This is a genomic window from Archangium violaceum Cb vi76 (genome assembly GCF_000733295.1).
GTDB lineage: Bacteria > Myxococcota > Myxococcia > Myxococcales > Myxococcaceae > Archangium > Archangium violaceum.
Genome location: NZ_JPMI01000153.1, coordinates 1 through 4,724, shown reverse-complemented (window position 1 = coordinate 4,724; position 4,724 = coordinate 1). Strand labels below are relative to the sequence as shown.

The window sequence follows — 4,724 nt, the reverse complement described above, 5'->3', positions numbered from 1 at the left end:
CGCAGCATCAGGGAATGGTCGCCGCCGGCCTCGACGGCCACTCCGCTCGTGAGGTCTGGCACCCTCGCCGGTGTGGGCTCGGAGACGGATGCGGGCCGTCCGAGCTGGCCCATCCGGTTGGCGCCCCAGGTCCAGACGGTGCCATCCTCGCGCAGTGCCACGGTGTGCCTGGTGCCGGTGTCGATGAACTTCACCCGGGCAATGGTTTCGAGCTCGGTCGGCAGGGCACGTTCCCGCCTCGTTCCGTCCCCGAGCTGGCCATTCCCATTGTTGCCCCAACTCCAGACGGAGCCATTCGCATCCAGCGCCACGGTATGCCCCTCGCCCAGCTCCACGCTAGAGCCCCCACTCGTCGAGAGGACGCCTCGGAGAGGGCGGGCCGCATGTGACGGGGGTTGTGCTGCCTGCGCGCCAACATGGCCGGTCAACAAGACGGCCCAGAGCAATGCCATCCACAAGTTTCTCATCTTGGGATTTTTCTCCTGAGAGGGTTGTGCCTCATGCGTGTCTGGTTTGACGCAGGGGTGTCTGGCCCTGAGCACATCGCATGCCAGAGGACAGGTTCCGCCAAACCCCCGGAATCAGCGGACGCCTGCCTTCCTGCCTGCTGGGCCACAGGTGACAAATTTCGTCGCAGAGTGTGCCCAGATTCGTCGCTGGGTCCCCAGACAGGTGCTCGCGGGCGTTGCGCGGCGCCGCCCCGGAGCGTAGGGAGTCCCATCTCCCATGTCCGCGACCGCCCAACTGCTCGAAGCCGTTCGAAAGGAAGCCCGCCCCGGTATCTGGACCACCGGGGTGACCCTCTCCCGCAATGGGGCCGTTTCACTCCAGTCCCAGAAGCCCACGGAGTTGGAGCTGAGGGTCAAGGCGCCGGGCCGCCCGGTTGCCCTCACGGTCACCCTGTACCCGAACGACGCCGTCTGGGAGTGCGACTGCCCCGGCCGGGTGGACCCGTGCGAGCACGTGGTGGCGGCGGCCATCTTCGTCCAGCAGGCGGAGAAGCAGGACACCCCGCTGGAGACGGTCACCAAGAAGTGGACCCGCGTCGTCTACCACTTCACGCGGGTCTCCGGCGGGCTGGAGCTCCACCGTACGCTCGCGCACCCCGATGGAAAGGAGGAGCCCCTCGAGGACAGCCTCGCCGCCCTGATGGCCAGGCCCGCGAAGGCCGCCACCCTCCAGGTCGAGCAGTCGGATCTCCTCGCGGATCGTCTCCTGGAGAAACGCACCCGGGGCGCGCTTCCTCCCGAGCGGCTGGATGCGCTGCTCCAGGTGCTCCAGTCCGCGCGCAACGTGTTGCTCGACGGGCGGCCCGTCGCCGTCTCGGAGGAGGTCGTGTTTCCGCGGGCCGTGGCCGAGGACCGGGGCGGGCAGTTGGTGGTGACGGTGGCGAAGGATCCCCGTGTCGTGGATGTCGTGAGCCCCGGGGTCGCGCTGCTCGGAGACGCCCTGGCGCGCATGGGCGAGACGGCGATGACGGGGCCGTGGCTCCAGAACCTTCCGGTCGTCCGCACCTTCGCGCCCGAGCAGATGGGGGAGATCACCTCGAAGGTGCTCCCGGAGCTGGGCCGCCGCATGCCGGTCGAGGTCCGCAGCAAGCGTCTGCCCGCCATCGACCGTGACCTGAAGCCGCGCATCCTGCTGGAACTCAACCAGCTCGAGTCCGGGCTGTCCGTGCTGCCCACGCTCGTCTATGGAGCGCCGCCGTCGGTGCGGATCGACAACGGCCGGATGGTCTACCTGCGCGGGGCCGTGCCCCTGCGCGACGAGGCGGCCGAACAGCGGCTCCTCCATTCACTCCGGGACGAGCTGAACCTGGTGCCCGGACGGCGGCTGACGGTGCAGGGCCAGGAGATGGTGCGCTTCGCGGACAAGATCCGCCGTTGGCGCGGAGACCTCTCCGGTGACGCCGCGGGCATCGTGAGCCCGAACGTCCAGCTCCGCCCGAAGCTCGAGGTGCAGTCCGCCGTCACCGGAGCCGGGATTCCCGATGTGCGTTTCACGCTCGAGTTCCAGGTGGAAGGGGACAAGGGCACGACGCACACCGTGGACGCGGCGGCGGTCATCCGCGCGTGGAACGAGGGCCTGGGGCTCGTGCCCCTGGAGGGCGGTGGCTGGGCGCCGCTGCCTCGCGCCTGGTTGGACAAGAACGGGCAGCGCGTCACGGACCTCCTGGCCGCGCGCCAGGCGGATGGCAAGGTCTCCAACCACGCCCTGCCGGAGCTGAGCGCGCTGTGTGAGACGCTCGAGCAGCCGCCTCCGCCGGGGCTGGACAGGCTGGCGCCGCTGGTCGAGGGCTTCGAGAAGCTCCCCGCGCCCACGCTGCCGGAGGACCTCACCGCCACGCTGCGCCACTACCAGCAGCAGGGCGTGAGCTGGCTCGGCTTCCTCAAGAGCTCGGGGCTCGGCGGCATCCTCGCCGACGACATGGGCCTCGGAAAGACGCTCCAGACCCTCTGCGTGTTGGGGCCTCGTACGCTCGTGGTCTGCCCCACCAGCGTGCTCCCGAACTGGGCCGCGGAGCTCAAGCGCTTCCGCCCGTCGCTCAAGGTGTGCGTGTACCACGGCCCCGGCCGCGCCCTGGACGAGGCCGCCGATGTCACCATCACCACGTACGCCATCCTCCGCCTGGACGCGGCGGTGCTCGGTGGGCGTACTTGGGACGCCGTCGTGCTGGACGAAGCCCAGGCCATCAAGAACCCGGAGAGCCAGGTGGCGCGCGCGGCCTTCGGGCTCCAGGCCCAGTTCCGGTTGGCGCTGAGCGGTACGCCGCTGGAGAACCGGCTGGAGGAGCTCTGGAGCCTGATGCACTTCACGAACCCGGGTCTGCTCGGGGGACGCCGGCAGTTCGAGGACAAGGTGGCCCGGCCCATCTCGGATGGGAGCGCCGAGGCGGCGCAGCAACTGCGCAAGCGCATCCGTCCCTTCGTCCTGCGCAGGCTCAAGCGGGATGTGGCGCCCGAGCTGCCGCCGCGCACCGAGTCCGTGATGCACGTGTCGTTGGATGAGAAGGAGCGCTCGGTCTACGACGCGGTGATGGCGGCGACGCGCGCGGAGGTGGTCGCCCTGCTCAACGAGGGCGGCAGCGTGCTGAAGGCCCTGGAGGCCCTGCTCCGGCTGCGTCAGGCGGCCTGTCACCCGGCGCTCGTCCCGGGCCAGCAGGCCAACTCGTCGTCGAAGGTGCAGACGCTCGTGGAGGCGCTCGGCACCGCCGTGTCCGATGGGCACAAGGCGCTGGTGTTCTCGCAGTGGACCTCGCTGCTGGACCTCATCGAGCCGCACCTGAAGTCGGCCGGCATCGGCTTCGATCGCCTGGATGGAACGACGACGAATCGCGGGGACATCACCGCGCGCTTCCAGACTCCAGAGGGCGCACCGGTGCTGCTCATGTCGCTCAAGGCCGGTGGTACGGGCCTGAACCTCACCGCGGCGGACCACGTGTTCCTGATGGACCCCTGGTGGAACCCGGCGGCCGAGGCGCAGGCGGCGGACCGCGCCCACCGCATCGGCCAGGAGCGCCCGGTGATGGTGTACCGGCTGGTGTCGCAGGGCACGGTGGAGGAGCGCATCCTGGGACTCCAGGAGAAGAAGCGCGCCCTCTTCGAGGCGGCCCTGAGCGAGGCGGCGGGCGCGACGGCCATCACCCGCGAGGATCTGCTCGAGCTGTTCTCCTGAGGCTCCCGGAGGCCGGGAAGTGCTCCACTTCCGAGGTCAGGTGGTCCGCGGACGCCATTCCCGTGAGGCGGCGGGGCAGCCGCGTGCGGGCAGGGGTGGCGTGGTGGCTCGACACCCCATCACCGATCTGGTCGAACGCGTTGCTGCCCCAGGCCCAGACGGTGCCGTTCTCGCGCTGGGCCAGGACGGTGTAGCTGTTCGTGGCGAGTGCCTTCACGCCTCTGAGGCCCGGGCGCTGGACGGGAACGAGGGAGAGGCTCTCATCCGTGGCGGACAACAGGTTGAAGTCGTTGGATCCGAAGCCCCACACCGTGCCGTCCTGGCGTACCACCAGTGAGCTTGCCGTGGCCGCCGCGATGCCCGTGACGCCGGTGAGGCCCGGCACGGGGGCCGGGGTGTTCCGGTTCATCCGCGTGCCATCCCCGAGCTGCCCCTGCCAGTTGGCGCCCCAGGCCCAGACGGTGCCGTCCGCGCGCAGCGCCAGGGCGTGCTGGGAGGCCGCCGAGAGAGACACCACGCCCGTGAGGCCCGGCACCCGCGCTGGCGTGGGATCGACGTAGGTGGAGGGCCGCCCGAGCTGGCCCGTCGAGTTCAAGCCCCAGGCCCAGACGGTGCCGTCCGCGCGCAGCGCCAGGACGTATTGACCGCTGCTCGCGAGGGCCACCACGCCCGTGAGGCCCGGCACCTGCGCCGGGGTAGGGTTGGCGCTGTGGTTGGAGGGACGTCCGAGCTGCCCCTCCGCGTTGGCGCCCCAGGCCCAGACAGTGCCGTCCGCACGCAGCGCCAGGGACGAGAGGCCCGCCGCCTTGGCTGCCACGATGCCCGTGAGGCCGGGCACCTGCGCCGGGGTGGAGTCGATGGAGCTGGCGGGGCGCCCGAGCTGGCCTCTGAAGTTGGCACCCCAGCTCCAGACGGTGCCGTCCGCGCGCAGCGCCAGGGAATGGGCGTAGCCGGCCGAGACGTCCACGGCCTCCGGGAGGTTCATCACCTGCATCGGAGTGGCCCGCCGGATGTCCGTCCCTCCACCGAGCTGGCCGGAGGAATTGTCA

At 70.5% G+C, this 4,724-nt stretch carries 3 protein-coding genes; 1 reads left to right on the top strand and 2 read right to left on the bottom strand.

The features are described from left to right. On the bottom strand, positions 1-335 hold a 335-nt coding region (locus Q664_RS22425; RefSeq protein ID WP_043399179.1), incomplete at its 3' end, for an RCC1 domain-containing protein. Positions 336-726: 391 nt separating this feature from the next. On the opposite strand from Q664_RS22425, the gene Q664_RS22420 reads away from it, so the two are divergent. Then, positions 727-3,675, top strand: coding sequence for a DEAD/DEAH box helicase (locus Q664_RS22420; RefSeq protein WP_043399176.1), 2,949 nt, complete (start codon positions 727-729; stop codon positions 3,673-3,675). Here the strand turns inward: Q664_RS22420 and Q664_RS22415 are convergent. After that, the coding region (locus tag Q664_RS22415) for an RCC1 domain-containing protein (protein ID WP_369406340.1) at positions 3,641-4,724 on the bottom strand (1,084 nt) is incomplete at its 5' end. The genes Q664_RS22420 and Q664_RS22415 overlap by 35 nt on opposite strands.